The 26,073-nt window shown below is 63.0% G+C and carries 27 protein-coding genes; 11 read left to right on the forward strand and 16 right to left on the reverse strand.

Annotated elements, in window-relative coordinates:
• Positions 1-250 precede the first annotated feature (250 nt).
• From AT984_RS09975 to AT984_RS10000, 7 genes are all read left to right on the forward strand, one after another.
• Positions 251-1,537, forward strand: a complete 1,287-nt coding sequence (locus tag AT984_RS09975) for an amidohydrolase family protein (protein ID WP_058719966.1) — start codon at positions 251-253, stop codon at positions 1,535-1,537.
• A gap of 130 nt (positions 1,538-1,667) precedes the next feature.
• Complete coding sequence (locus tag AT984_RS09980; RefSeq protein ID WP_058719967.1) at positions 1,668-2,852, forward strand: MFS transporter; 1,185 nt, start codon at positions 1,668-1,670, stop codon at positions 2,850-2,852.
• Positions 2,849-2,977, forward strand: coding sequence for a hypothetical protein (locus AT984_RS23775; protein ID WP_257721177.1), 129 nt, complete (start codon positions 2,849-2,851; stop codon positions 2,975-2,977). Before AT984_RS09980 ends, AT984_RS23775 begins: the two co-directional genes overlap by 4 nt.
• Positions 2,968-3,546 (forward strand): class I SAM-dependent methyltransferase, encoded by a 579-nt coding sequence (locus tag AT984_RS09985; protein ID WP_442952175.1) that lies wholly within the window; start codon positions 2,968-2,970, stop codon positions 3,544-3,546. Before AT984_RS23775 ends, AT984_RS09985 begins: the two co-directional genes overlap by 10 nt.
• 46 nt (positions 3,547-3,592) lie before the next feature.
• On the forward strand, positions 3,593-4,474 hold the full coding sequence (gene dapA / locus AT984_RS09990) for a 4-hydroxy-tetrahydrodipicolinate synthase (protein WP_058719969.1): 882 nt from the start codon (positions 3,593-3,595) through the stop codon (positions 4,472-4,474).
• A gap of 119 nt (positions 4,475-4,593) precedes the next feature.
• Entirely contained in the window at positions 4,594-5,793 is a 1,200-nt protein-coding gene (bamC, locus tag AT984_RS09995; RefSeq protein ID WP_058719970.1) for an outer membrane protein assembly factor BamC, read from the forward strand.
• Between the two features lie 94 nt (positions 5,794-5,887).
• The gene (locus AT984_RS10000; RefSeq protein WP_058719971.1) at positions 5,888-6,667 is read left to right on the forward strand and encodes an MBL fold metallo-hydrolase; all 780 of its coding nucleotides are present in this window, start codon (positions 5,888-5,890) and stop codon (positions 6,665-6,667) included.
• 69 nt (positions 6,668-6,736) lie between these two features.
• On the opposite strand, the gene AT984_RS10005 is transcribed toward AT984_RS10000, so the two are convergent.
• From AT984_RS10005 to AT984_RS10015, 3 genes are all read right to left on the reverse strand, one after another.
• Positions 6,737-6,979: a hypothetical protein gene (locus AT984_RS10005; RefSeq protein WP_058719972.1), complete on the reverse strand. Its 243-nt coding sequence runs from the start codon at positions 6,977-6,979 to the stop codon at positions 6,737-6,739.
• A 177-nt stretch (positions 6,980-7,156) separates the two neighbouring features.
• A complete protein-coding gene (locus tag AT984_RS10010; protein WP_156421979.1) occupies positions 7,157-7,660 on the reverse strand; it encodes a hypothetical protein in 504 nt (167 codons plus the stop codon).
• Positions 7,661-7,712: 52 nt separating this feature from the next.
• Positions 7,713-8,825, reverse strand: coding sequence for a JmjC domain-containing protein (locus tag AT984_RS10015; RefSeq protein ID WP_058722215.1), 1,113 nt, complete (start codon positions 8,823-8,825; stop codon positions 7,713-7,715).
• 68 nt (positions 8,826-8,893) lie between these two features.
• Here AT984_RS10015 and AT984_RS10020 point away from each other — a divergent pair, with 68 nt between their 5' ends.
• Positions 8,894-9,415, forward strand: coding sequence for an FKBP-type peptidyl-prolyl cis-trans isomerase (locus AT984_RS10020; protein WP_058719974.1), 522 nt, complete (start codon positions 8,894-8,896; stop codon positions 9,413-9,415).
• A 223-nt stretch (positions 9,416-9,638) separates the two neighbouring features.
• On the opposite strand, the gene AT984_RS10025 is transcribed toward AT984_RS10020, so the two are convergent.
• The 4 genes from AT984_RS10025 to coaBC form a co-directional block, all read right to left on the reverse strand.
• Positions 9,639-10,637 carry an SDR family NAD(P)-dependent oxidoreductase gene (locus AT984_RS10025; protein ID WP_058719975.1) on the reverse strand — a complete coding sequence of 333 codons (999 nt, stop codon included), beginning with the start codon at positions 10,635-10,637 and terminating at the stop codon, positions 9,639-9,641.
• A 28-nt stretch (positions 10,638-10,665) separates the two neighbouring features.
• Positions 10,666-12,390: an alginate export family protein gene (locus AT984_RS10030; protein ID WP_082679927.1), complete on the reverse strand. Its 1,725-nt coding sequence runs from the start codon at positions 12,388-12,390 to the stop codon at positions 10,666-10,668.
• A gap of 439 nt (positions 12,391-12,829) precedes the next feature.
• Positions 12,830-13,288, reverse strand: coding sequence for a dUTP diphosphatase (gene dut, locus AT984_RS10035; protein ID WP_058719977.1), 459 nt, complete (start codon positions 13,286-13,288; stop codon positions 12,830-12,832).
• On the reverse strand, positions 13,285-14,517 hold the full coding sequence (coaBC, locus tag AT984_RS10040) for a bifunctional phosphopantothenoylcysteine decarboxylase/phosphopantothenate--cysteine ligase CoaBC (RefSeq protein ID WP_058722216.1): 1,233 nt from the start codon (positions 14,515-14,517) through the stop codon (positions 13,285-13,287). The genes dut and coaBC overlap by 4 nt, the downstream gene beginning before the upstream one ends.
• Positions 14,518-14,622: 105 nt before the next feature.
• On the opposite strand from coaBC, the gene AT984_RS10045 reads away from it, so the two are divergent.
• Positions 14,623-15,369, forward strand: a complete 747-nt coding sequence (locus AT984_RS10045; protein WP_058719978.1) for a YoaK family protein — start codon at positions 14,623-14,625, stop codon at positions 15,367-15,369.
• On the opposite strand, the gene trmB is transcribed toward AT984_RS10045, so the two are convergent.
• The 8 genes from trmB to AT984_RS10085 all read right to left on the reverse strand — a co-directional run bounded on the left by trmB (position 15,366) and on the right by AT984_RS10085 (position 22,917).
• Positions 15,366-16,112, reverse strand: coding sequence for a tRNA (guanosine(46)-N7)-methyltransferase TrmB (gene trmB, locus AT984_RS10050; protein WP_058719979.1), 747 nt, complete (start codon positions 16,110-16,112; stop codon positions 15,366-15,368). The two genes, AT984_RS10045 and trmB, sit on opposite strands and share 4 nt — an antisense overlap.
• 97 nt (positions 16,113-16,209) lie before the next feature.
• Positions 16,210-16,959 (reverse strand): deoxyribose-phosphate aldolase, encoded by a 750-nt coding sequence (gene deoC / locus AT984_RS10055; protein ID WP_058719980.1) that lies wholly within the window; start codon positions 16,957-16,959, stop codon positions 16,210-16,212.
• Entirely contained in the window at positions 16,956-17,798 is an 843-nt protein-coding gene (locus AT984_RS10060; RefSeq protein ID WP_231741637.1) for a purine-nucleoside phosphorylase, read from the reverse strand. The genes deoC and AT984_RS10060 overlap by 4 nt, the downstream gene beginning before the upstream one ends.
• Positions 17,799-17,813: 15 nt before the next feature.
• Positions 17,814-18,230, reverse strand: a complete 417-nt coding sequence (gene cdd, locus AT984_RS10065) for a cytidine deaminase (RefSeq protein ID WP_058719981.1) — start codon at positions 18,228-18,230, stop codon at positions 17,814-17,816.
• A gap of 2 nt (positions 18,231-18,232) precedes the next feature.
• The gene (locus AT984_RS10070; RefSeq protein ID WP_058719982.1) at positions 18,233-19,213 is read right to left on the reverse strand and encodes an ABC transporter permease; all 981 of its coding nucleotides are present in this window, start codon (positions 19,211-19,213) and stop codon (positions 18,233-18,235) included.
• Positions 19,206-20,330, reverse strand: coding sequence for an ABC transporter permease (locus tag AT984_RS10075; RefSeq protein WP_058719983.1), 1,125 nt, complete (start codon positions 20,328-20,330; stop codon positions 19,206-19,208). The genes AT984_RS10070 and AT984_RS10075 overlap by 8 nt, the downstream gene beginning before the upstream one ends.
• The gene (locus AT984_RS10080; protein ID WP_231741639.1) at positions 20,327-21,922 is read right to left on the reverse strand and encodes an ABC transporter ATP-binding protein; all 1,596 of its coding nucleotides are present in this window, start codon (positions 21,920-21,922) and stop codon (positions 20,327-20,329) included. Before AT984_RS10080 ends, AT984_RS10075 begins: the two co-directional genes overlap by 4 nt.
• On the reverse strand, positions 21,922-22,917 hold the full coding sequence (locus AT984_RS10085) for a BMP family lipoprotein (RefSeq protein WP_058719984.1): 996 nt from the start codon (positions 22,915-22,917) through the stop codon (positions 21,922-21,924). The genes AT984_RS10080 and AT984_RS10085 overlap by 1 nt, the downstream gene beginning before the upstream one ends.
• Before the next feature lie 391 nt (positions 22,918-23,308).
• On the opposite strand from AT984_RS10085, the gene AT984_RS10090 reads away from it, so the two are divergent.
• Both AT984_RS10090 and feoB read left to right on the forward strand, forming a co-directional pair.
• Positions 23,309-23,596 (forward strand): FeoA family protein, encoded by a 288-nt coding sequence (locus AT984_RS10090; RefSeq protein WP_082679928.1) that lies wholly within the window; start codon positions 23,309-23,311, stop codon positions 23,594-23,596.
• Entirely contained in the window at positions 23,586-25,463 is a 1,878-nt protein-coding gene (feoB, locus tag AT984_RS10095) for a ferrous iron transporter B (RefSeq protein ID WP_058719985.1), read from the forward strand. The genes AT984_RS10090 and feoB overlap by 11 nt, the downstream gene beginning before the upstream one ends.
• 121 nt (positions 25,464-25,584) lie before the next feature.
• Here feoB and AT984_RS10100 read toward each other — a convergent pair whose 3' ends face one another.
• Complete coding sequence (locus AT984_RS10100) at positions 25,585-25,914, reverse strand: cupin domain-containing protein (RefSeq protein WP_058719986.1); 330 nt, start codon at positions 25,912-25,914, stop codon at positions 25,585-25,587.
• Positions 25,915-26,073: the final 159 nt, after the last annotated feature.

Here is a 26,073-nt window from a genome sequence, read left to right on the forward strand (position 1 = left end):
CGGATGTTTCACAAGGGACGCGGGAATTGTGTGGTGCAGGGCGCAGCGGGATGGCCCGAGACGGCCACAGGCAATGCCCAAAGGCATTGACGAGGAGTTGAGGGCCAGCCAGCCCTGTGCCGCGCAAGCCCGCGTAGACCCCTGGATGCAAATTGGATCGGATATTGAGCGGAGAAAACCTGCTGGACATTGCTGTTTCAAGTCCGCCGGGGCCGACCTTGTGAAATATCCGGGCTAGCATGGCGCCCCTATGACGAAATGTGCTCTCGCTCTCATTCTTGCCGCGCTCGGCCTCAGCCAACTGGCCCACAGCGCCCCGGCCCCGCTGCCCGAGCCTGAAACGCCTTACTTCAAGGCTAGCGCCCCCATGAGCATGGAGCTGAAGAACGCCCAATGGTTCGATGGCAAGGGCTTTGTCCAGCAAGGCACTTTGTACGTGCAAGAAGGCCGCTTCACCCGCAAAAAGCCCAAGGGCAAGCCGCAGCGCCAGATGGACCTGAAAGGCCAATTCCTGCTACCGCCGCTGGCCGATGCGCACAACCACAATTTGCAGACCCTCTGGGGCTTTGCCCGCTATGCCAGCAGCTATCTGCGCGACGGTGTGTTTTACGCCGCCATGCAATGCGGCGAGCCCAAGGCGGTAGCGGAAATGCGGCCCATCGCCGCGCAGCCGGCCTCGCCCGAGGTTTTGTTCACCTCCGTCTGCATCACCTCCCCCGACGGCCAACCGCTGGCCCAACTGATCGGCGACGACCCCAAGCTCAAGGCCGAAGATTTCGCCGACAAGGCGGTCTTGGTGATGGACAGCAGCGCCGACCTGAACGCCAAGTGGCCGCTGGTGGCCGGGCGCAAGACCGACTGGGTCAAGCTCATGCTCAGCCGCAGCGAAAGCCCCGAACTGCGTGCCGACGCCAAACAGTTCGGCCGCTTAGGGCTGAAGCCCGAGTTGGTGGCCCCCATCGTAAAACGCGCCAAGCAAGATGGTTTCAAGGTGGTGGCCCAGGCCGACACCGCGACCGACTTCACGGTGGCGGTGCAAAGCGGGGTGGACCTGGTGGCGCGCCTGCCGGGCCTGTATTTTTTTGAAGGCACAACACCAGAGCGCTACCGCATCAGCGCCGAGGCCGCCAGTGAAGCCGCCAAGCGCCATGTGGCGGTGATCACCGCCATCTCGGGCAGCCGATTCTTCGAGCCCAGCGATACCGGCTTAGCCGCCTTGCGTCAGTTGCAGGCCGAAAACCTGCGCCGCTTACTGGATGCGAAAGTCAGCCTGCTGCTGGGCTCCGACCTCTACAACGGCACCGCGTTTGCCGAGTTGCGCCAGCTCGACAGCCTCGCGGTGATGGATCGCGCCACGCTTTTGCGCATCGCTACCGTCGACACGCCGCGCGCCTTGTTCCCCAAGCGCCGCATCGCCTGTTTTGACGAGGGCTGCGAGGCCAGCTTTTTGCTGCTGAAGAGCAACCCTCTGAATGACCTGGACAGCCTGGGCCGCATCCTGCTGCGGGTCAAACAAGGTCGTTTGCTGAGCCAGTAAGCCTGGTCGCGCCGCAGACGACTTCGCCTGCGGGACAACCTGAAAGCCAAATTCTGGCTAGAGTGCTGGGATGACTGCCGCACATCCCCACCCTCTGCCTCCAGCATCCCCAGCCCCTGCGAAACTTTCGATGTTTCAGGTGCTGCTGTGCGGCGCCATGATCGTCACCCTGTCCATGGGCATACGCCACGGCTTTGGCCTGTGGCTGCAGCCCATCACCATGGACCGCGGCTGGACGCGCGAGACCTTCTCCTTCGCGCTGGCGATTCAAAACCTCTCTTGGGGCTTGGCGGGGCCCTTCACCGGCATGCTGGCGGATCGCTACGGCCCTTTCCGGGTACTGATGGTCGGCGGCTTGCTTTACGCCCTGGGCTTGGTGCTGATGGCACTGTCCACCTCAGGCCTGGCCTTCACCGGCAGCGCCGGGCTCTTGCTGGGCATTGCGCAGTCAGGCACCACCTACGCCGTGATTTACGGCGTGATCGGCCGCAATGTGGCGCCGGAAAAGCGCTCCTGGGCCATGGGTGTGGCCGCAGCGGCCGGCAGTTTCGGGCAGTTCCTGATGGTGCCGGTGGAGAACTGGCTGATCGGCTATACCGGCTGGCAGAACGCCTTATTTGTGCTGGGCTGCGCGGCCCTGATCACCATTCCTTTGGCCCTGGGCCTGCGTGAACCCAAGGGCGCCGCAGCAGCACCGGGCCACCAGCAAAGCATTGGCCAAGCGCTGCGCGAGGCCTTTGGCTACCGCAGCTTCCAGCTGCTGATGCTGGGCTATTTCGTCTGCGGTTTTCAAGTGGTGTTCATCGGCGTGCACATGCCCAGCTACCTGAAAGATCACGGCCTGAGCCCGCAGGTGGCAACCTATTCCCTGGCCTTGATCGGCCTCTTCAATGTGTTCGGCACCTACGCGGCCGGCTCGCTGGGCCAGCGTTTCCCCAAGCGCTACATCCTCTCGGCCATTTACGCCTTGCGCGCCGTCGCCATCGTCTGCTTTTTGAGCGTGCCGCTGACGCCCACCTCGGTCTATCTGTTCTCGGGCGTGATGGGCTTTTTGTGGCTATCCACCGTGCCGCCGACTAATGCGGTGCTGGCGCAGATCTTCGGCATTCAGCACATGTCCATGCTCAGCGGCTTTGTGTTCCTGAGCCACCAGATCGGCAGCTTTCTGGGCGTTTGGCTGGGCGGGCGGCTCTATGACCTGAGCGGCAGTTACGACGTGGTCTGGTACTTGGCGGTGGGCTTGGGCGTGATGGCGGCCTTGGTGAATCTGCCCGTGCGCGAAACCGCGATTGAGCGGCGGATGGCACCAGCATGAAACGGATCGCGCGGGCTTGGTGGTGGCGCCTGCTGGCCGCCGTGCTGCTGGCCTTGGTGTTCCTGGCCTATATTCAGCCCGCATTGATGATCAATCTTTCCGAACAAATCTGGGCTTGCTTTTGACCTCTGACATTTCCCCCTGGCTGCTGCGCTGGTCCGCAGCCGCCCCTGCCGGCGCCACCGCGCTGGATCTGGCTTGCGGCAGCGGCCGCCATCTGCGCTACCTGGCTGAGAAAGGCATGCGCGTCACCGGTGTCGACCGCGACAGCGCGGCCACCGCCCCGCTGCAAGCCCTGGCCGAAATCATCACCGCCGACATCGAAACCGGCCCCTGGCCACTGGCCGGGCGGCAATTCGATCTGGTGCTGGTGACGAACTACCTCTGGCGCCCGCTGCTGCCGCAAATCATCGCCTCAGTAGCCCCGGGCGGCTGGTTGATTTACGAAACCTTTGCCCATGGCCAGCAGAGCATTGGCCGCCCAGCGCGTGCCGACTTTCTGCTGCAGCCCGGCGAGTTGCTGCGCGCCTGCGCGGGCTTGCGCGTGGTGGGCTATGAAGATGGTTTTGAGTCTGCTCCCGGTGAAATTAGCCCAGCGGCGGTCAACGGCCGCTTCGTCCAGCGCGTTGCGGCTGTTCGCGCCGCGTCTGAAGACGAGGGGGTTTTCCAGCGATATGCCCTGCCCCGCCCGTAAAAAGGTTTGCGGCTGAGTAGAATCGACTGATTACAAGGATTGCTCAATGAACGGACTAGTTGGCAGCATCGTCGCACTCATCACGCCGATGCTTGAAGATGGCAGCGTTGATTACCCCAGCCTGCGCAAGCTGATTGACTGGCATATCGCCGAAGGCACCGACTGCATCTGCGTGGTCGGCACCACCGGCGAGTCGCCCACCGTCAGCATGGAAGAAAACCGCGAAATCATTCGCGCTGCGGTTGAGCATGCCAAGGGCCGCGTGCCCATCATGGCCGGCACCGGCGCCAATTCCACCTCGGAAGCCATTGAGTTGAGCCGCTACGCGAAGGAAGTCGGCGCCGACTGCACCTTGTCCGTCGTGCCTTACTACAACAAGCCCTCGCAAGAAGGCATCTACCAGCATTACAAGGCCATCGCCGAGGCCGTAGACATCCCCATGATGCTCTACAACGTGCCCGGCCGCACCGTGGCCGATATGCAGCCCGAAACCACCTTGCGCTGCGCCAGCTTGCCCGGCGTGTTCGGCGTCAAGGAAGCCACCGGCAATATCGAGCGCGCCGCCTGGCTGATCAAGAACGCCCCCAAGGGCTTTTCGATCTATTCCGGCGACGACGGCACCGCCATCGCCCTGATGCTGCTAGGCGGCCACGGCAATGTCAGCGTGACGGCCAACGTCGCGCCACGCGCCATGCATGAGCTGTGCAAGGCTGCGCTGGCCGGTGACATCGCCACCGCCCGCCGCATCCACTTCCAACTCTTGAGCCTGCACAAGAACCTGTTCTGCGAGCCCAGCCCAGCCCCCACCAAGTGGGCGCTGGCCAAGCTGGGCCGCATTCAGCCTCATCTGCGCTTGCCCATCACCGGCTTGACGCCGGCCGGCCAAGCCGTGGTTGAACAAGCCATGAAAGAGGGCGGCCTGCTGTAGAGGCAGGGCATGCGGGGCGGCAACACATGCGGCCCCGCAGCTTCTTCTGCTCTAATCGCCCCACTGAATTCGACGCCGCTGTTGGCCTGGCCCAGCAGCTGCAACCCTGACTCCCGGAGATGTCTAGCGTGACTCGTTCTGCACCCCTTACCGCCCAAAGCACCCCGCTGCGCATGGCCACGCTGATGCTGGTGGGCTCGCTGGCCGCCGGCTGCTCGTCGATTGACAACGTGATTTCCACCGACAAGGTGGACTACCGCAGCGGCGCCAAGCAGACCACCGGCCTGGACATCCCGCCCGACCTGACCCAGTTGGCCCGCGATACCCGCGCGCCCGGTGCGGCCGTCAGCGCCGCCAGCTTCCAACAAAGCAGCGCCGCCGCCAAGGCTGCACCTGCCACAGCCGCCGCCAACACCGTCGCTCTGAACGCCGCCGGCAAGGTGCAGTTGGAGCGCGTTGGCGATGAGCGTTGGTTGCATGTGGACCAAACGCCCGAGCAGCTGTGGCAACCCCTGAAGGACTTCTGGGTTGAGCGCGGCTTCGAGCTCGCCAAGGATCAAGCCGACATCGGCCTGCTGGAAACCAACTGGAACGAGAACCGCGCCAAGCTGCCGCAAGACGTGATCCGCTCCACCATCGGCAAGGTGTTTGACAGCTTCTACTCGACCGGTGAGCGCGATATGTTCCGCACCCGCGTCGAACGCTCGCCCAAGGGCGGCACCGACATCTTCATTGCCCACAAAGGCATGCAAGAGGTCTATACCAATCAGCAAAAGGAAGCCACCGCCTGGCAACCCCGCCCGAATGACCCGCAGCTGGAAGCCGAGATGCTGTCCCGCCTGATGGTCAAGTTGGGCGCCAAGGACGAAGCCGCCAAGGCGGCTGTGGCAGCCGCAGCAGCGCCCGCCCCCGTGGCCACGGCTGCGGTGGCCGGCACCGCCGCAGCCGCTGTCTCAGCGCAAAGCCGCAGCCTGGCCGATGTGCCGGACGAGTTGAAGGTCAATGAAGGTTTCGAGCGCGCCTGGCGCCGCGTCGGCCAATCGCTGGATCGCCACGGCTTCACCATCGAAGACCGCGACCGCAAGCAAGGCCTGTTCTATCTGCGCTATGCCGACCCCAGCCAAGCCGGCAAGGAAGAGCCCAACTTCTTCCAACGCCTGTTCAGCAAGGACGACGGCCCGGCCAAGGTGCGTTACCGGGTCTCGGTCAAGTCCGAGGGCGAGCGCAGCACCGTCACCGTGCTGGATGACAAGGGCCAGAAGCAGAGCAGCGAGATCTCCAAGCGCATTCTCAATTTGCTGATGGACGACCTGCGCTAAACCACAGCGCTGCGAAACCATCCCAACGCCACCACCCTCGGGCTGGTGGCGTTTTTCATTTCCCACTCATCAGCTTATTCCAACGAGGCCACGCATGCGTTTTTGCAGCCTAGGCAGCGGCAGCGGCGGCAACGCCACCCTGGTCGAAGCCAGCCAAGGCATCACCAGCACGCAGCTGCTGGTGGACTGCGGCTTCAGCCTGCGCGAATTGACCCGCCGCTTGCAGCGCGCCGGCAGCGCGCCCGAGGCACTGACCGCCGTCTTCATAACCCACGAGCATGGCGACCACATCGGCTGCGCGCTCAGGCTCTGCCAACAATACCGAGTGCCCCTGTGGACCAGTCGCGGCACCTGGCGTGCCGTCGGCAACCCGGACTTTGAGCCCAGCCTGCTGCACTTCGCCCGCGACGGCGAATTGATTGAGCTGGGCGATCTGCAACTGCAGCCGCTCGCCGTGCCGCACGATGCCAACGAGCCATTGCACCTGCGCTGCAACGACGGCGCCAAACACCTGGGCTTGCTGACCGATTTGGGCTGCCCGAGCAGTTCGGTGCTCGCCGCCTTGCAAGGGCTGGATGCCATGCTGCTGGAGTGCAATCACGATGAAGACTTGCTGAAAAACTCCAGCTACCCGGCCAACCTGAAGCGCCGCATCCTAGGCAGCCACGGCCATCTCTCAAATGCCCAATCGGCCACGCTGCTGCAGCAATGCCTGCATACCGGCCTGCAAACCGTGCTGGCGGCCCATTTGAGTGAGCGCAACAACCGACCCGAGCTGGCCGCCGCCGCCCTGGCGTCGGTGCTGGGCGGCACCGCAGACGAAATCCCGGTGGCCGATCAAAAGCTGGGCAGCGACTGGTTCACGATCGACTGAAAAGCCCAGACGTAAAAAAACCGCCGGGCTTGCGCCGGGCGGTTTTTTCAGAGAACCGACGGGAGTCGATTACTTCTTGGCAGCGTCAACAGCGCTGGCAGCAGCGGCGCCAACGGCCGAAGCAGCGTCAGCAACAGCCGAAGCGGCGTCAGCAACCGGTGCAGCAACAGCGGAAGCAGCAGCGTCAACAGCGCTGGCAGCAGCCGAAGCGGCTTCAGCGACGGGAGCCACAACAGCGGCTTCTTCCTTCTTGCCGCAAGCGGTCAGGGCAACAGCAGCCAACAGGGTAGCCAACAGGATCGACTTGTTCATACTTGTCCTCAAAATTCGTTAAACGACGATTCAATTACCGGTAATTTTTTGAAGCATCGCGATTGCATCGATTCCCTTAAGAATCAAGCCGTCGCGTGCCTCGACGTCACAAGACGAGGAAACCTCGAGCGCTTCCATCGCCTAGCCTACAAGTATAGCTGGTACTTTTGTCACGCCTCACAGGCCCAAGGTCCTTGAGCCGAATGATTCGTAAGACCGTTGCAAGCTTGCATCAAACTCTTCGCTTAATGCCTGCACCTCGGCCCTGTCCAGGGAAATATGACCGCGCCAATGACCTTGGTCGAATAAACGCAGGCCCAACTGCCCGGCCGCGCCTTTGACGATCAACAAGGCTTGGTGGCGAGTACCGGGTGGCAGCCCCGGCTCATCCAAGGCGCGGGCATGAACGCAGTGGCCGTAGCGAGCCCGCCACTGCACAAAGCGCGGGTGGCGGCGAGCCACGTCGTCATATTGCTCGGCCAGCAAGTGCAAGCGCCGCCCGGGCTGGGCCCACTGGCGTAAATGCGCCAGCACCGCTGCATCCGACAAGGGCCAGTCGGCAAAACTGCGATCCAACCAGAACACCTCTCGGCAGCCCTGCTCTGCCGCCCAAGCGATGGCCTGCGAAATGGCTGAGGAAAACGCCTGCCGCCCCTCAAAGCTGCCACTTTGGTCTTGCATGGATTGCTCCTTCGCAGGCTCGCTCATCTAGCCTGTCAAACGATGGCGAGCTTCAGGCAGCCCGAACCCAGCCGTCCTCCGCCCACTGGTCCAGCAGTTCGCGCGCGCCTTCTGACAACTGCGCCAGCTGCTTGGCCGTCAGGCGCCGCTCATCCGCAAAGGTGCGCATCAAGCGTGCATCGCGGCCCGCAGCGCGGAAGGATTCGCCGTTGATGAAGACATGGGCGGCGTCGTAGAGCATGCGGCTGCAACGATCCAACACGGCGTCGGCGCCTTCAGGCAAGGGCTCGCCGGATTCAAACCAAACTTTTGGCTTGGGCTCGGTCAAGGCCTCACCCAAAGCCCGCTCCAGCGCCAAGGGTTCGCGCAGCGCGCGCTCGGCCGCGTCACGGGCAAAGTCCAGCAATTGCTGGGGCACCAAGCCCGGTGTGGCGGTGGCGGGCTGCTTGGGGTCGGCATACATCTTGTTGGCGTAATGCTGATCCTCATCATCCATCAAGCGGCTCAGCAAGTCCTTGGCCAGCTCGGCACGCCACGGCGTGCGAAAACCCACCGAGCAGGTCATGCATTCGCCGACAGCCACGCCGTCATGGGCCCAGCCCGGCGGCAGGTACAGCATGTCGCCCGGCTCCATCAAATACTCTTGCTCGGGCTCGAAGTTGGCGATGATCTTCAGCGGCACATCGTCGCGCAGCTCAGCATTCTTTTGCTGCCCGATGCGCCAGCGGCGCTGGCCATGAACCTGAATCAGGAACACATCGTAGGAGTCAAAATGCGGCCCCACGCCGCCGCCATCGGTAGCGTAGGAGATCATCAAATCATCCAGCCGCGCTTCGGGCACGAAACGGAACTGCTCCAGCAAGTTGTAGGCGGCATCCAAATGCTGCTCCAGGCCTTGCACCAGCAAGGTCCAACCGGCTTTGGAATACGGCGGCAGCTTGGCAATCGGGCCCTTGCGCATGGCCCAGCGGCCATCAAAGGCACTGACCAAGCGAGACTCGGTGTCTTCACTGGCGGCCAGGGCGGCCAACTCGCTGCGCGAGGCCGGCGGCTTGACGCCGGGCATGGCCTGGCGCACCACCAAGGGCTTCTTCTGCCAGTACTGGCGCATGAATTGTTCGGGCGTGAGGCCACCCAAAAGAGCCAAGTTTGCGGAGATATCCATGGCCGACATTGTGCTTGATGCCGCGCGCGCCGAATGCAGCCCGGCGAGGCATGTGAAACAATGGCGGCATGAAAATTTCCGCCCCCTGTGTTGTCGCCTTGAGCTGGCGACTTGAAGATGCCCAAGGGCAGTTGATCGACGAATTGGCCGAGCCGCTGGAGTTTTTCTACGGCGGCAGCGACCTTTTTGCCAAGGTCGAGGAAGCCTTGCTGGACCAAGGCGCCGGCTACGAAGTGAGCCTGGCCCTGCAGCCCGAAGAAGCCTTTGGTGACTACGACTCCAGCCTGGTGTGCTTCGAGTCACGCACCCTCTTCCCCGACGAAGTGGAGCCCGGCATGCAACTCGAAGGCCTGCCTGAAGGCGCAGCCACGCCCGATATGCCCCAGCACGCGCTCTACACCATCACCGATGTCTACCCCGAGCATGTGGTGCTGGACGGCAACCACCCGCTGGCCGGCCTCGGCCTTCGCATGCATATGAAGGTGCTGGATGTGCGTGATGCCACGGAAGCCGAGATCGAAGCCGGCACCCTGGGCGAAGCCGTGTTCAGCGTGATTGGCGGCGCACCGGCGGATCAGCCTTTGCACTGAGCCAGCTTGACGGCCGCTGAGCCGGCATGGGCGCCAGCGGCCGTTGGCAAGAAAGCGTTGCAAGCAAACTGCAAGACGAGCCGGAGGGCTGCGCCCTCCTCCGCTCAAAGCCCAATCCTGTAGGCCTGCCGCTCAGGCAGGCCCATACGGAATCATTAGATCCCGCCGGAGCTCAACTCGCTGCGCTGGCAAGCCCAGTCCGCAGCGGCTCCTGCTTAGACCCTCAGTAGGCGGTCCAGCCACCATCCGTGGCGTACATCGCGCCGGTCAGGTTGGAAGCCTCGCTGGACAACAAGAACAGCATCACGCCAACTTGCTCACCCACGGTCGCCGGGCGACGCTTGGAATCGGCGTAAGCCAAGACACTCTGCGTCTTGATGGTGCCCATCTTGGGGCCTGTAGAGGCCTTGGAGGCTGCCATCACCAACTGACCCGCACGCGCCACCATCGGCGTGTCGGTAGCGGCCATATTGACCGAATTCACCCGAATGCCGTAGGGCGCGTAGTCGATCGCCGCATTGCGCGTCAAACCATTGACCGCGTGCTTGCTGGCCACATAAGCAGGATTGCCGGCCAAACCGGTCAAGCCGGCGATGGAGCCCACATTGACGATGGCACCACCTCGCCCTTGCTTGACCATTTGCTTGAGTTCGGCACGCAAGCTGCGGAAGACACCGGCCGCATTACTCAGGAACACCCGGTCCCAATACTCATCGGTGGCTTCGTGGATCGGGGCAAAGATCAATGACTTTTGCTTCTCGTAGTCGATGGGGTCACCCGAGTAGACACCGTCCATCACCCCGGCGTTGTTGATGGCGAAATCCAAGCCGCCGAAGTTATCGACTGCGGCCTTGACCATCAGATCGCAGGTCGCGGAATCACCCACGCTGCCATGCACGAACACGGCCTTGCCGCCCGCCGAATTGATGCGGTCAATGGTGCGGGCGCCCAGGTCCTTGATCCAGTCGACGCCAACAACATTAGCGCCTTCCCGCGCCGCGCGAATAGCCACAGCCTCACCCATGCCTCGGGCGCAACCGGTCACGATCAGGGTCTTTCCCTTGAAGCGGCCGGGGATGAAATAGTCCTCAGCCACCGGGTCCACATCCTTGACGCCAACCGGCGCCTGCTTGCTGGCCTGAAACTGCGCGGATGCGTTGCTTGCTGCCACGCCTGCGGCCGCCATCACTGCAACACCCTTCATCAAATCTCTGCGTTCCATCGCTATCTCCATGGGTTGGTGGACAAGACTAGTAACCGATTCGCACAAAGAACATCGTGCTGATCCAGGGGCTGGAATAAGTGCCCAGCCCTTGTTTGATCGCGTCGCCCGCAAAAGTGGCGGCGATATGTCCCTGAAACATCACATTCCTGGACATGAAGTACTTGGCGGTGAGATTGAGCTCAGTGCCCAGATTCTTGGACTTCAAGAACGACAAGGCCGGGTTGCCACCCAAATTGGTCAGCGAATCGGCGCTGAAGAACCAGAGTTGCGGCACCAGTTCAATCTGCTGCTGCGGCCGCAGTCGCATTTGGATGCGATGCGCCACCAGATTCGAATCCTGGAAGATCTTGTAGTGGTTGATGCCTTGAACCCAGGTTTCCCCATTGCCGCCCGACAACAAAGGATCCCAGCGACCGAATTTCTGGGAATCGGCCTGATCACCCGAAAACCGCGCATAGCGGTAGCTCAGGGTAGGCGTCCACGGCGCTTGCGCAAACACATAGCCGAGTTCGCCAAAATAGGCCCAGGCCTCCATATCAAACTTGCTGTGCGTTTGGCGCGCCAACTCTGCCGCCGCGAATGGCCCCGCCTTGCCCGCAGGCGCGGGCTGCCAGCGCATGCGCATATCAGCCACACGCAGCCCTTCGCGCGGCAACTGATTGGCGTCTTTGTAATAAACCGACTTGGACTTTGGCACATGCAGTGCGGTAAAGCCCAAATTGAAGTCCCCAAGCGCCGAGGCCTCAAGGTTCACGCCTTGAATCTGGGTTTTGGAATCCAGCTCGGGCATCTCGTCCGGCTCGACGTGAAACAGATCAAGCTTCCAGTTATTGAAGGCGAAGCGGCCCAACGTCACGCGATCACCCGCCCAGCGCGGATTCGACTGCAAAGCCGCCCGATTCAGGCCATTGGCCGCCGTATTGACTAAAAGAAACCCTTCACCGATGGTGAATCTCTGCCGGCCGGTGGACAGGTTGTAGACAAAACGATCGCCCTGCTCGGAGGTCGTGCCACCCACAATCCCGACAAAAGCATCTTCCACCGCCAAGTGGCTGCGGGTTTTATCGGTGAACAACTCTTGACCGACCGAGCCGCTCGCCAGCGCGCTGATACCGCCATAGGTATAAATTGAAGGCGAAATGGGCGTAATGCCGTACAGGCCCAAATGCACAAAGCCCTCGAGCCAGTCGCTATAACCCTTACCAGCGGATTGGCCGACCGCAAATGGGTTGCCATTGAGCATGACATCATTACGGCCAAACCACGCATTATTGTTGCCGTAATACATGGCCAAGGTTTCCAGCTTGGCGCGCACGACCGTCCCATTGGATTCATACAAAGTGGGAAATGCGGGCAACACCTGCGCAGCCGGTGTTTCTTTGCCGGCGGCGCCCCGCTCGGCCAAAGTCACCTCAATGGCCAGCAGCACTCCGCCGGTCGCGCCGGGTGTGGCTTCATGCTTGGCCTGCTGAATCTCAGGCATGAGCGAGATACGTGCCAGCGAGGACAGCAAGCGCAATTCCGAATAAACATCACTCGGAAAAACGGCAATCGTGCGCCGGACCAAATCTTCGACACGACTGTTAAACGCAGTATCCGCACTCGGATTTTTGATGAGAATTTGAATTGACTCAATTCTCTGGCCGGAAACCGGATCCGTTTGCACTTGCGCCGACGCTGGCTGCGCCAAACCAAGCCCAATTACCCCAAGCGCCCCGACAAGACCTGAAACCAGGAATTGATGCCGCATATCAATTACTCCAACTTAAAATCATGACAGGGCACTTCAATTTCCTGAAACATCAATCCAATCGAATCAATATTCACGACCATCGGGCCGCCGGCAAGAAAAATTCAGGCCATCCCAGAAGCATCACATCCATAAAAATGAGTTGGAAAAAAAATAATTCAGCAACTCATGGGACAGAAAATTCTATTTCAAGCTAGGGTGGACCCTTAAACCAGCCACCCCCTAAAATTAGGGGGCAAAAGCAGCTCGGTCCAAAGTTTTCAAATTCCCAGTCCTGAAAACTGACTTCAAACCCAGCGCACAAAATCTGGACAAGCGCTAGCCGTTGGCCGAGCGATAGAAAAAGAAGGGGCGTGGCTTTGCCCTAGCAAGGCAAACACCACACCCTCCATGCCGCGCCTCACCATGCGCGGGGGATCTCAAGAGCTGCGCGAAGCCATCAGGCTTTGCCGGTCGATCCAAAGCCGCCCTCGCCGCGCTGCGAGGCATCGGCGAAATCATCAACGCGGCGGAATGCGGCCTGCACCACGGGCACCAGCACCAACTGGGCAATGCGCTCCATGGGTTGGATCACAAAAGCCGTTTGGCCACGGTTCCAGCAGCTGACCATCAACTGGCCTTGGTAGTCGGAATCGATCAAGCCGACCAGATTGCCGAGCACGATGCCATGCTTATGGCCCAGGCCGGAGCGCGGCAGGATGATGGCCGCGAGGCTTGGGTCATTGATATGAATGGCCAGCCCGGTTGGCACCAGAAAGGTCTGGCCGGGCTCCAGCGTGACGGGCGCATCCAGGGAAGCGCGCAGGTCCAGGCCGGCGCTGCCGGGGGTGGCATAACTAGGGATTTGCTCGGCCATGCGGGCGTCGAGCACTTTGAGGTCTACCGTGGTTTGGGTCATGCTTGTGGCTCGGTTTGATGCAGACGCTGGGCAATGTCTTGCACCAGCTGACGAGCCAGGCTCGCTTTGTCGTTGTGAGGAATCTCGCGCTCGCCGCTGGCATCAACCAGCAGCAAAGCGTTGTGGTCTTGGCCAAAAGTGGCCGGGCCAATATTGCCGACCAGCAGGGGCACGTTTTTGCGCAAGCGCTTGGCGCGGGCGTGTTCCTGCAGCCTCTCGCTCTCAGCCGCAAAGCCGACGCAGAAAGGCGGCGGGTTCAGAGCCGCGACGCTGGCCAGGATGTCGGGGTTCTCGCACATGGCAATCATGGGCGCGGCGCCGCTGCCATCTTTCTTGATTTTTTGCCGGGCATGGCTGGCGGGCCGCCAGTCGGCCACCGCAGCTGTGGCGATGAACACCTCGTTCTGCGGGGCCAGCGGCAGCACCGCGTCAAACATCTGCTGCGCGCTTTGCACATCGATGCGGCGCACGCCACGCGGCGTGGCCAGGTGCACCGGGCCGGCCACCAGGGTCACCTCGGCACCGGCTTCACGGGCCGCGCGGGCGATGGCAAAACCCATCTTGCCGCTCGAATGATTGGTTATGCCGCGCACCGGGTCGATGGGCTCAAACGTGGGGCCGGCGGTGATCAACAGCTTTTTGCCGGCCAAGAGCTTGGGCGCCAGCAAGGCGCAGATGTCCTCGAACAACTCGGCAGCTTCGAGCATGCGGCCATCGCCAACTTCGCCGCAGGCTTGCTCACCGGCGCCGGGGCCGAGGATTTGTGTGCCGTCGGCGATCAACTGCGCCACATTGCGCTGCGTGGCCGGGTGCGCCCACATCTCGCGGTTCATGGCTGGCGCCACGGCCAGGGGGCAAGTGCCCATGGGCCTGGCCAGCGCCGTCAAACTCAGCAACTCATCGGCCCGGCCTTGCGCCAGCTTGGCGATGAAGTCCGCGCTGGCCGGGGCGATCAGCATCAGATCGGCCTCGCGGCTCAGATTGATGTGGGCCATATTGTTGGGCTCGCGCGCGTCCCATTGGCTGCTGAGCACAGGCCGGCCCGACAGGGCTTGCAGGGTCACGGCGGTGATGAACTGCTCGGCCGCCTCGGTCATCATGACCTGCACCGATGCGCCGGATTTGGTCAGTAAGCGGATCAGCTCGACCGTTTTGTAGCAGGCAATGCCACCTGAGAGGCCCAGCAAGACATGCTTGCCAGCCAGTTGAAGAGAAGAGGTTTCAGACATGGGCAGCACTCTAGCAGGCTGACCGCGCCGCAGCGGGCGTGCAGTGCGGCTGGCAGCAGACAGCAAGTGACAGTTGGCGCATGGCGCATCCCGTATGCTCAGCGCATGCCCGTCAACTATCTTGCTGAGCTCACCGCCCCGGTGCGCAGCCCGCGCGCTAATCTGCACCTGGGCGCCGGCCTGGCCTTTGTGGCCGGGGCGCTGAACGCGGGCGGCTTTCTGGCGGTGGGCCAGTACACCTCGCACATGACGGGCCTGGTGTCGGGCGCTGCAGATGAATTCGCGCTCGGCCATATTGGCCTGGCGATCAGCGCGCTGGTGGCGGTGGCGGCTTTTGTGATCGGGGCGGTCAGCACCGCCGTGATGGTGAACTTCAGCCGCCGCAACTTCCCGGCCTGGACCTATGTGCCCACGCTATTGCTGGAGGCCGCACTGCTGCTGGCATTTGGCCTGATCGGCAGCGCGATGCTGCCGCAGCAGATCGAGCGGGTCTCGCTGACCACCTTGCTGCTGTGCTTTGTGATGGGCTTGCAAAACGCCCTCATCACCAAGATCTCCAAGGCCGAGATTCGCACCACCCACGTCACCGGCTTGCTGACCGATCTGGGCCTGGAGCTGGGACGTTTGCTGTACTGGAACTTGGGGCCGCAGTTGGAACAGGTACGCGCCGACCGGCGCCGCCTGCGCATTCACGCCACCCTGGTGCTGGCCTTTTTTGTGGGCGGCCTGTCCGGCGCCTTGGGCTTCAAGCACGCCGGCTTCATCGCCACCCTGCCCTTGGCCGACGCGCTGCTGGTGCTGGCCTTGGCCAGCTTGCTGCGCGGTTGGCAGTCAGACGGCGCCGACAGTTAGGCTTTGCGACGGAACACCAAATCCCAAACGCCGTGGCCCAGCTTGATGCCGCGGTTCTCGAACTTGGTCAGTGGGCGGTAGGCCGGCGTGGGCGCATAGGCCTCGGCCGTGTTTTCCAGCGTTGGCTCGGCGCTGAGCACCTCCAGCATCTGCTGGGCATAGGGCTCCCAGTCGGTGGCGCAATGCAGATAGCCGCCGGGGCGAATGTGCTTGACCAACTTCGCCACGAACTCGGGCTGAATCAGGCGGCGCTTGTTGTGGCGCTTTTTGTGCCAGGGGTCGGGGAAGAAGATGTGCACACCGGCCAGTGAGGCGGGGGCAATCATCTGCTCCAGCACTTCCACGGCGTCGTGCTGGAAGATGCGGATATTGCTGAGTTGGCGCTCATCGATGTGCTTGAGCAAGGCGCCGACGCCGGGCTCATGCACTTCGCAGCCGATGAAGTCATGGTCGGCCAGGGTCTGGGCGATCTTGGCAGTCGCGTCACCCATGCCGAAGCCAATCTCAAACACCACCGGTGCCTCGCGGCCAAACACGGCCGCAGGATTGAAGGTCTGACCCGGTGTGAAGGGCAACACAAAGCGCGGCCCCAATTCGGCCAAAGCCTTGACCTGGCCCGAACCCATGCGGCCGGCACGCACCACAAAGCTCTTGATGGGGCGATGCTCGGCCTTGGCATCTGGGGCGGCAGCCGCGACGTCGGGTGACTGAGGCTGCTCGGGCAATTCTGGGGTGACGGACATGCTACTGCTCGAAAAATGAGGCGGGCTTCGCGCGAGGTGCGAAGAGATGCGAAGGAATGCGACGAAGTGCGAAGGAATGGGGCTGAAGTTTAGGGCCTCAGTAGCCAGTCGGCGCACCTGCTGCTGAGCCTTGACCGCCCAAGACCGCCAAGATGTCGTTCAGCAAACCGCTGGCACCGAAGCGCAAGCGCCGGGCGTTCAGCGCCTGCTCGCCCAGCGCGGCCTGTGCCAGCGCGAGATAGCCTTGCGCCTCCGCCACCGTGCGGATGCCGCCGGAGGCCTTGAAGCCCACACCGGGATGGGCAGCAATCTCAGCCAACATCACCTGGGCAGCTTGCGGCGTGGCCGACACCGGCGTCTTGCCGGTGCTGGTCTTGACGAAGTCAGCGCCGGCGGCAACGGCCAGCTGGGTCGCGCGTGCGATCAGCTCGGGCGTTTGCAACTCACCGCTTTCAATGATGACCTTCAAGGTCAGCGGGCCGCAGGCCGCGCGCACGGCGGCCAGAAACTCAGGCGCCTGATCCAGTTGGCGATAAGGCAAGACAACATCCACCTCATCGCCACCGGCCGCGCGAATATCGGCCACATCCGCCAAGGCCAGGGGCAGGTTCAAGTCACCGGCGGGGAAGTTGGCCACCGCGGCGACCTTGATCGCCGCAGGCAAGGCCGCGCGTGCCTGGGCCACAAAACGCGGCCACACGCACACAGCGGCCACGGGGCCGAAAGGCGTTTGGGCGCGCTGGCACAGGGCCGCGATGTCGGCGGCGCTATCGGCCTCATTCAGGCTGGTCAAGTCCAGGCATTGCAGGGCCAGGCGGGCGGCATCAGCAGCCGCGAGCGTGCTCATTGCATCGAGGGCAGTTCGGCCAAGCTGGCCACCACGGCGGCCAGATACTTGGCGGCCACTTCGGCGGAAGACTGCGCTTGCTGCAGGGTCAACGCATGCGTCAGCGCCTCGTCGGACAGGCCGGCGGCCATATTCGTCATCAAGGCCAGGCCCATCACGCGCAGGCCGCAATGGCGGGCCAGAATGGTCTCGGGCACGGTGCTCATGCCGACGGCCGAAGCGCCCCAGGCAGCAAACATGCGGATCTCGGCCGGGGTTTCAAACTGTGGGCCCAGGGCCCAGATGTACACACCCTCACCCAAGGCCTGGCCTTGTGCCTTGGCCACAGCCAGGGCATTGGCGCGCAGCTCGGCGTCGTAAGCGGTGCTCATGTCGACAAAACGCTCGCTGCCGGGCTCGCCCACCAAGGGGGAGCGCTGCGGGGCGTTGATGTGGTCGGTGATCAGCATCAGGCTGCCGGGCGGCAGATCGCTGCGCAGCGAGCCCGAGGCATTGGTCTGCAAGACCGCCTTGACGCCCCAGCGCTTGAGCGTGCGCAGCGCGCCGGCCATGCCGGTGCAGTTGCCGCTTTCATAAGTGTGGGCACGGCCACGCAGCATCACCACACGTTGTGCGCCGATGCGGCCAACCACGATTTCGTTGACATGGCCTTCCACCTTGGGCTGAGGGAAGGCGGCCAGCTCGGCATAGCTCAGATGCTTGGCGTCTTCCACCAGGCTCACGGCACCCGACCAGCCCGAGCCCAGCACCACGGCCACGGCCGGGGCTGCGCCAAACAGGCTGTTGAGCTTGGCGACGGAGTCGGCGATCTGGAGGTCCAGTGTTTTGTTATCAATCATGATGGTCTACTGCTTTCAAAATTTGAGATGGTCGGGGCCGAAACTGTGCGGCAGCAGTTCGTCCAGAGTCCATTGCTGGCGGATGCCGCCGGGGTCGGCCGCGAGGATGAGCAACTCCGGCATCGCGAACTCGCGCAGCTTTTGCCGGCAGCCACCGCAGGGTGTGATCACGTTTGGCCCGGGGCCACTGACCAAGACCGCTTTGGCCTCGCGGCCACCGGCCATCACCATCGCACCGAGTGCCGTGGCTTCGGCGCACCAGCCCTGCGGGTAGGCGGCGTTTTCAATATTCGCGCCCACATGGATGCGGCCTTGCTCGTCCAGAATCGCCGCCCCCACTTGGTAGCGCGAATAGGGCGAATGCGAATGCGCGCGTGCGGCCAGGGAGGCAGCCAGCAGGCGCTCTTTCAATTCGGGCGTGAGTTCAAACATGCTCAACGCTCCTTCACATACGGTGTGCCCAGGGCCTTGGGCGCCAGGGCCTGGCCGATGAAGCCGGCCAGCAAAATGACCGTCAACAAATAGGGCAGCGCTTGAATCAGCTGCACCGGCACCTCACCCACGCCGGGGATGGCAACGCCCTGCATGCGGATCGCCAAGGCGTCCAGAAAGCCAAACAGCAGGCAGGCGAACAGCGTGGGCACCGGCTTCCACTTGCCGAAAATCAGCGCCGCCAGGGCGATGAAGCCACGCCCGGCCGTCATATTGGGCGAGAAGGAAGCATTCTGTGCCAGCGTCAGATAGCTGCCCGCCAGGCCGCACAAAACGCCGTTGATCAGCAGCGCGGCATAACGCAGTTTGGCGACTGACACCCCGGCCGCATCAACCATGGCGGGGTTCTCACCCACGGCGCGCAAGCGCAGGCCAGGCCGCGTGCGTTCCATGAAAAACCACACGCCCGCCACCAGGGCAAAAGCCAGATAGACCAGCACGTTATGGCTCAGCAAGCCGTGGCCGACGATGGCACCCAACCAGTTGCCCAGATCGGCTTGCGCGCCGCTGGGCTCGCTCCAGGCCGGCACCAGGCCGGTCAAGCGCACGCTGGGGTCGATGGGTGGGGTCTGGCCGCCCTGGGCGAACCAGGCAATGCCCAGCACGGCGGTCAAGCCTGCCGCCACCATATTCAGGGCCACGCCCGACACCACTTGGTCGCCGCGATGGCTGACACAGGCAAAGCCGTGAATCATGGACATGAAACTCGCCACGGCGATGGCGGCCAACAGCGCCAGCCCCGTCGAATGCGTCACCGTGCCCACGGCCGCAGCGGCAAAGGCGGCGAACAGCATCTTGCCCTCCAGGCCGATGTCCACCACGCCGGAGCGTTCACAGATCAAACCGGCCAAGGCGCACAGCAGCAGCGGCACCGACAGCCGCAAGGTCGAGGCCAGCAGCGAGCCCAGCATCAACTCATCCATGAGCCGGCTCCTTCTCTTTCTTCTCGAACGCGGCCAGCACGCGGCCAAACAGCGGCACGCTCACGGTGGCCATGGCGCCGGCGAACAGCACGATCAGGCCTTGGGCCGTCACCACCATATCGCGGCTGAAACCGGGAATCTCGAAGCTCAACTCCACCCCGCCTTGATAAAGCATGCCAAACAGCAAAGAGGCCAGCACGATGCCCACCGGATGGTTGCGCCCCATCAGCGCCACCGCGATGCCGGTGAAACCGGCGCCGGCCACAAAGTCCAGCGTCAGCTTGCCCTGCACGCCGGAGATTTCATTCACCGCCACCAGGCCGGCCAAAGCGCCCGACAAGCCCATGGCCAACAGCACCTGGCGCTTGGGCGCAATGCCGGCGTAATGCGCGGCGCGCGGCGAGGAACCGACGGCGCGCAAGGCATAGCCCGGGCCGCTCTTCCACAAAAACCATTGCACGAACACGCAGGCCAGCAGCGCCAGCAACAAGCTCAGATTCAGCGGCGAGGATGGCAACTCCCAACCCACCATTTCAGCCAAGCTGTGCAAGCTGGGCATGCGCGCGCTGTCGGCAAAAGCCTGGCTTTCCACCGCCATGCTGTCGCCCGGCCGCAGCCAGTTGACCAGCAAATAGACATTCAGGCTGCTGGCCAGAAAGTTGAACATGATGGTGGTGATGACGATGTGGCTGCCGCGCCAGGCCTGCAAATAGCCCGGCACCGCCGCCCAAGCCATGCCGAACAGCGCAGCCGCCAGCACCAGCAGTGGCAACAGCACAAGCGCCGGCAAATGCGGCCCCAGCAGCAAGGCCAGCAGCGCCAGGCCCAGGCCACCGAAAGTGGCTTGGCCTTCACCACCGATATTGAACAAGCCGGCGTGAAAAGCCACCGCCACGGCCAGGCCGGTGAAGATGAAGGTGGTGGTGTAGTAAAGCGTGTAGCCGATGCCGCGGGCACTGCCCAGGGCTCCGTTGAGCAAGACACCGAGTGCTTGCGCAGGGCTTTGGCCGATCAGCAGCAGCACCAGGCCGGCGACGCCCAAGGCCACGGCCAAATTCCACAGCGGCAGCAGACCGACATCGATCCAGCGCGGCAAAGGTTTGAGGGACTGGCTCACGCGGCCACCTCCTGATGTTGTGCCGCCATCAACAAGCCCAATCGTTTTTCATCACAGTCTTCAATCGCCAACTCACCGGTGATGCGACCACTGTTCATCACCAGCACCCGATCCGCCAGGGCCAGGATTTCGTCCAACTCGCTGCTGACCAGCAGCACCGCGCAGCCCGCGTCACGCAGAGCACGCAGCTGCTTGTGGATGAACTCGATGGCGCCGATATCGACCCCGCGGGTGGGCTGGCCCACCAGCAAAACCGTGGGCGCCTGGCCGATTTCACGCGCCAGCACCAGCTTTTGCTGATTGCCGCCGGAGAACTTGGAGGAACCCAGATTGACATCGCGCGGCCGTACATCAAAGCGCTCTTGCATGGCTTGCGTTGCAGCGCGCATGGCACCGTGATTCAAGCCCAAGCCTTGCTGATATTCGGGGCGATGCTGATAACCCAGCGCCGCCGTTTCCCAGGCCGGGAAGCTCAGCACCATGGCGCAGGCCAGGCGGTCTTCCGGCACATGGGCGAGCTTGAGCTCGCGTGCCAGGCCGGGCGTGAGCCAATCACCGCTGGCCGCGTCAAAGGCCCGCTCGCCGACTTGCATGCGGCCGCCTTGCGGCGACAGCATGCCGGACAGCACTTCCAGCAACTCACTCTGGCCATTGCCCGAAACGCCAGCCACGCCGACGATTTCACCCGCATGCAGGCTGAGGCTGACCTCGCTGAGCGCATGCACGCCATTGGCGGCCCGCACGCTCAAGCCTTGCGCTTGCAGGCGCAGGGCCTCGCCACTGGGCTTGAGGCCGGCCACCCGGCCCAAATTGACCTTGCGCCCGACCATGGCCTCGGCCAGATCGGCCTCGGAGGTGTCGGCGATGGCGCGGGTTTGAATCACCTGGCCGGCGCGCATCACGGTGACCGTGTCACACAAGGCCATCACTTCCTTGAGCTTGTGGGTGATCAAGATGATGGTGGTGCCGCTCTTGTCCCGCAGACGGCGCAGGGTTTCAAACAGCTGCGTCGTTTCTTGCGGGGTCAGCACCGCGGTGGGCTCGTCCAGGATCAAGACCTTGGCGCCACGGTACAGGGCTTTCAAAATCTCGAGGCGCTGCAACTCGCCCACCGGCAAGTCGCCCACCAGGGCGTCCAGATGCACATGCAGGCCGGTCTCGGCCATCAAGGCTTCCAAGCGCTGGCGCACGCTGCGTTTACCGCGCTGCAGGAAGAAGCCGGGCTCGGCGCCCAGCATGATGTTGTCCAGGCAAGTCAGCGTGTCCACCAGCATGAAATGCTGATGCACCATCCCTAAGCCCAGCTCAATCGCCTGATGCGAGTTAGCGATCTGCACTGCCCGGCCGTTGACCTCGATATGACCCGAATCGGCCTGGTAGTAGCCGTACAGAATCGCCATCAAGGTGCTTTTGCCGGCGCCGTTCTCGCCCACCAGGCCATGCACGCTGGCCGGGGCAATCTCCAAGCTGACGGCTCGATTGGCCTGCACCGCGCCAAAGCGTTTGCTGATTTGATGCAAACGCACGGCGGCCGCTGCAGGCACGGCGGGCATCGCAGCCCCAGGGGCCACGCCCCGCTCCAAGGAAGTCATCAGTATTTGCAGCCGCCGGTGGCCATGAAGTCCACGACCTTGATCTTGCCGGAAATGATGTCGGCCTTGATGGCCTCAACCCGGGTCTTCAGCGCGGGGGTGATCAGCTTGGCGTTGTGCTCGTCCAGGGCGTAGTCCACGCCGCCTTCTTTGAGGCCCAGATCGCTGACGCCGGGCTGCCAGCCCTTGAGCACGTTGTAAACCGCAACATCCACCCGCTTGACCATGGAGGTCAGCATGGTGCCGGGCTGCAGATGGTTCTGATTGCTATCCACGCCGATGGCCAGCTTGCCGGCATCTTTGGCGGCTTGATAAACACCAGTGCCAGTGCCGCCAGCCGCGGCGAACACCACGTCCGAGCCCTTGGCGAACTGGGCCTTGGCCAATTCACCGCCCCGCGTGGGGTCATTCCAGGCGGTAGAGGTGGTGCCGGTCATATTGGAAAACACCTCGGCCTTGGGATTGGTGGCCTTGGCGCCCTGCTCGTAGCCGCACTGGAATTTGCGGATCAGCGGGATGTCCATGCCGCCGACAAAGCCGACCTTGCCGGTCTTGCTGGCCAGCACGGCCATGGCGCCGACCAGATAGCTGCCTTCATGCTCCTTGAAGAGCAGGGACTGCACATTGGGGCGATTGACCCGCGCATCGATGATGGCGAACTGGGTCTTGGGGAAATCTTTGGCCACTTGCTCCAAGGCCGAGGCTTGCGCAAAGCCAACGCTGATGATGGGGCTGGCACCGCGCTCGGCCATGCGGCGGATGGCCTGGGCACGCTGGGTGTCGTTGCTGATCTCGAATTCGAGATATGTCTTGCCGGTTTCCTTCTTCCAGCGCTCGATGCCCCGGTAGGCCGACTCGTTGAAACTCTTGTCGAACTTGCCGCCCATATCAAAGATGACGGCGGGTTGGGTCTGGGCTTGGGCCTGGCAGAGGCCGGCCGCAGCCATCAGCGTGAGAGTCACAGCGGCGCGAAAAAGCGGATGGGGTGCAATCATGGCGGTGGCAAGAGCTGGCTGAGATGAAGTAAAGGGCAAGAAGCGTGGTTGTCAGGCAGGCAAAAACACCAGCCTCACTTTCACGCGCGGCACATTGTAAGAAGCGCCAGTGTATCGACAGCGGAGTAGAAACACTAAAACGTTTGCGCCCGCATCAACAAAGGCTTCTCGCGGATCGCTTGCAGGCCGAATTTGGGCTCAGAAATGACCAATTTTTGAGCACATCAGCCCGCGACGGCTGGCAAACAAGCCCGTGCCATAAGGCCTTTGGGCTTGAGTAGGATCAAAACGCCATTCGCCCGCGACGGCCTACAATAAGAATCATTCGCGATTCGATTCATTTTCGCACTACTCACGCTGTTGCGCAGGCACCGCACAGCCAGGATGCCCCATGACTCAAGCACCGCCCGCCAACCTCGCGCTAGCTTCCATTGGTGAGCCTTTGCTGGTCCAGCATGTCAGCGCCCCCACCCACGCGCCGGAATGGGCGCAATGGTTGGAGGAGATCGGTTTTTTGCCGGGTGAGGCAGTTCGGGTGATGGCACGCGGCTTGCCCGGTTCCGATCCGCTGGTGGTGCGCATAGGCACCTCAACCTTCGCCTTGCGCCGGGCCGAGGCCGAATGCGTGCTGGTCAGCCGCCCCATGAATTCCGCCAAGATCGCCGCTCATGTCCGTTGAATCCGTCATCCACGTCCATCGCGGCGGCCCCTTGCTGGCCCTGGTGGGCAATCCGAATTGCGGCAAAACCGCCCTCTTCAACCGCCTGACCGGCAGCCACCAAAAGGTCGCCAATTACGCCGGCGTGACGGTGGAGCGCAAAGAAGGCCGCCTGCTCAGCGCCGCCGGCCGCGCCCTGCGCCTGCTGGACCTGCCGGGCACCTACAGCTTGCACGCGCGCTCACCCGATGAGCGCGTCACCTGCGATGTGCTGAGCGGCCGCGCCCAAGGCGAAAAGCGCCCCGATCTGGTCATCTGTGTGCTCGACGCCACGAACCTGCGCCGCAATCTGCGCCTGCTGCTGGCCGTCAAACGCCTGGGCCTGCCCTGTGTGGCGGCCTTGAATATGAGCGACCTGGCCGCCAAGCGCGGCTTGCACATCGATGCCAAGGCGCTGTCACAAGCCCTGGGCGTGCCGGTGATCAGCACCGTGGCCACCCACGGCCAGGGCATTGACGAACTCAAGGCCCTGCTCGATCAAACCCAGGTTTGGCAAGGTCCGCCCCCCGGCGCCCAAGCTGAGCTCAGCGCCGAAGCCGACCATGCCGTAGTGCGCCAGATCCTGCAGGACCTGGGCCTAGACGTGCAATTGCCCGACCTGCTCAGCGACAAGGCCGACCGGGTCTTGCTGCACCCGGTGGCCGGCTTGCTGATTCTGGGCGCAGTGCTTTTCTTGCTGTTCCAGGCGGTTTTCTCCTGGGCCGAGGCGCCCAAGGACTGGATCGAAGCCGGCATCGCCTGGCTCGGTGCGCAGCTGACCCAAGCCATGCCGGCCGGCTATTTGCAAAGCTTGCTGGTGGACGGCGTGCTGGCCGGCGCGGGAAGTGTGCTGGCCTTTTTACCGCAGATCCTGATCTTGTTCTTCTTCATCCTGGTGCTCGAAGAGTCGGGCTATCTGCCGCGCGCCGCGTTTTTGCTGGACCGCTTGATGGGCAGCGTCGGCCTGTCGGGCCGCAGCTTCATTCCGCTGCTGTCGAGCTTTGCCTGCGCCATTCCCGGCATCATGGCCACGCGCAGCATCGCCAACCCGCGCGACCGCCTGGTCACCATCATGATCGCGCCGCTGATGACCTGCTCCGCTCGGCTGCCGGTCTATGCCTTGTTGATCGGCGCCTTCATTCCGCAACAGCAGATCTGGGGCGGGCTGGAATTGCAGGGCCTGGTGCTGTTCGGTCTCTACCTGGCAGGCATCGTCGGCGCCATGGCGGTGGCCTGGGTGCTCAAGCAATTCACCAGCCGCGCCCAGGTGCGGCCCTTGATGATGGAGTTGCCCAGCTACCACTGGCCCAGCCCACGCAATGTGCTGATCGGCCTGTGGCAGCGCGCGCAAATCTTCGTCAAACGGGTCGGCGGCATCATCTTGAGCCTGACCATCATTCTCTGGGCCCTGGCCAGCTTCCCCGCGCCGCCACCGGGCGCCACCGGCAGTGCCATCGAGTACAGCATCGCCGGCTACCTGGGCCGCGGCTTGGCCGTCTTGTTTGAGCCCCTGGGCTTCAACTGGCAGATCAGCCTGGCCCTGGTGCCAGGTCTTGCCGCCCGCGAGGTGGTCATCAGCGCGCTGGGCACGGTCTACGCCCTCTCGGCCAGCGGCACCGATGCCGCGCAAGCCCTGGCCCCGCTGATCGCCAAGAGTTGGTCTTTGCCCACCGCCTTGTCGCTGCTGGCCTGGTTTGTGTTTGCCCCGCAGTGCATGGCCACCTTGGCCGCCACGCGGCGCGAAACTGGCAGCCTGAAGTGGCCGCTGGTGATGGCAGCCTATCTCTTCGGCCTGGCCTATGCCGCGGCCTTCATCACCTTCCGGCTCAGCAGCATGCTGCTGGGCTGACACTCGCCGTTTAACGATCGCGTTGAGGCGGGACCGACAGGCCTTGCCTCAATCGAGGGGGTTGGCGTCGCTGGTGGTGGTATGTCCAGCCGACCCTCTGCACGCAGTTGCGGCAACTCCACTAGGTCACCAAGGCCACGGTCACTATCGCGCACATGTCCTCCAGAGCCTTGACGTCATGAAGCGCACAGCCCCGTAGGTATAAAAGCTGTCCGCTGCGAAGGATGTGTTCAGCGCCTTCGGCTGTGACCGACATCGCGCCGGCTACACAGTGAATCGTGATCTCTCCCGGTACCTTGTGCGGCGGCAGCGACTTGCCTGCCTGAAGCACCAAGCGCATCACCTCAAGGTCTTGGGACTTGAACAATGCCACGGTCTTTGCATCGCAAAGGTTCGCTCCCGGCGGCAAGACGTCGACCACCTGTCCGGGGAGTGCATGTGGAATGGCCATGAACACGAGTATGCGCTCAGCCTCAAACTACGACGCCTAACTAGGTGTTTACGTTGATGCCAGAGGCCTCAAGCAAGGGCTTGAGCGGGGCAAAGCTGTCCATACAATGCCCAGCTGAATCTTGACCCGATCAAGCCATCCTGTGTTTCTTGGAAAGAC

It is taken from the genome of Paucibacter sp. KCTC 42545, assembly GCF_001477625.1.
GTDB lineage: Bacteria > Pseudomonadota > Gammaproteobacteria > Burkholderiales > Burkholderiaceae_C > Paucibacter_A.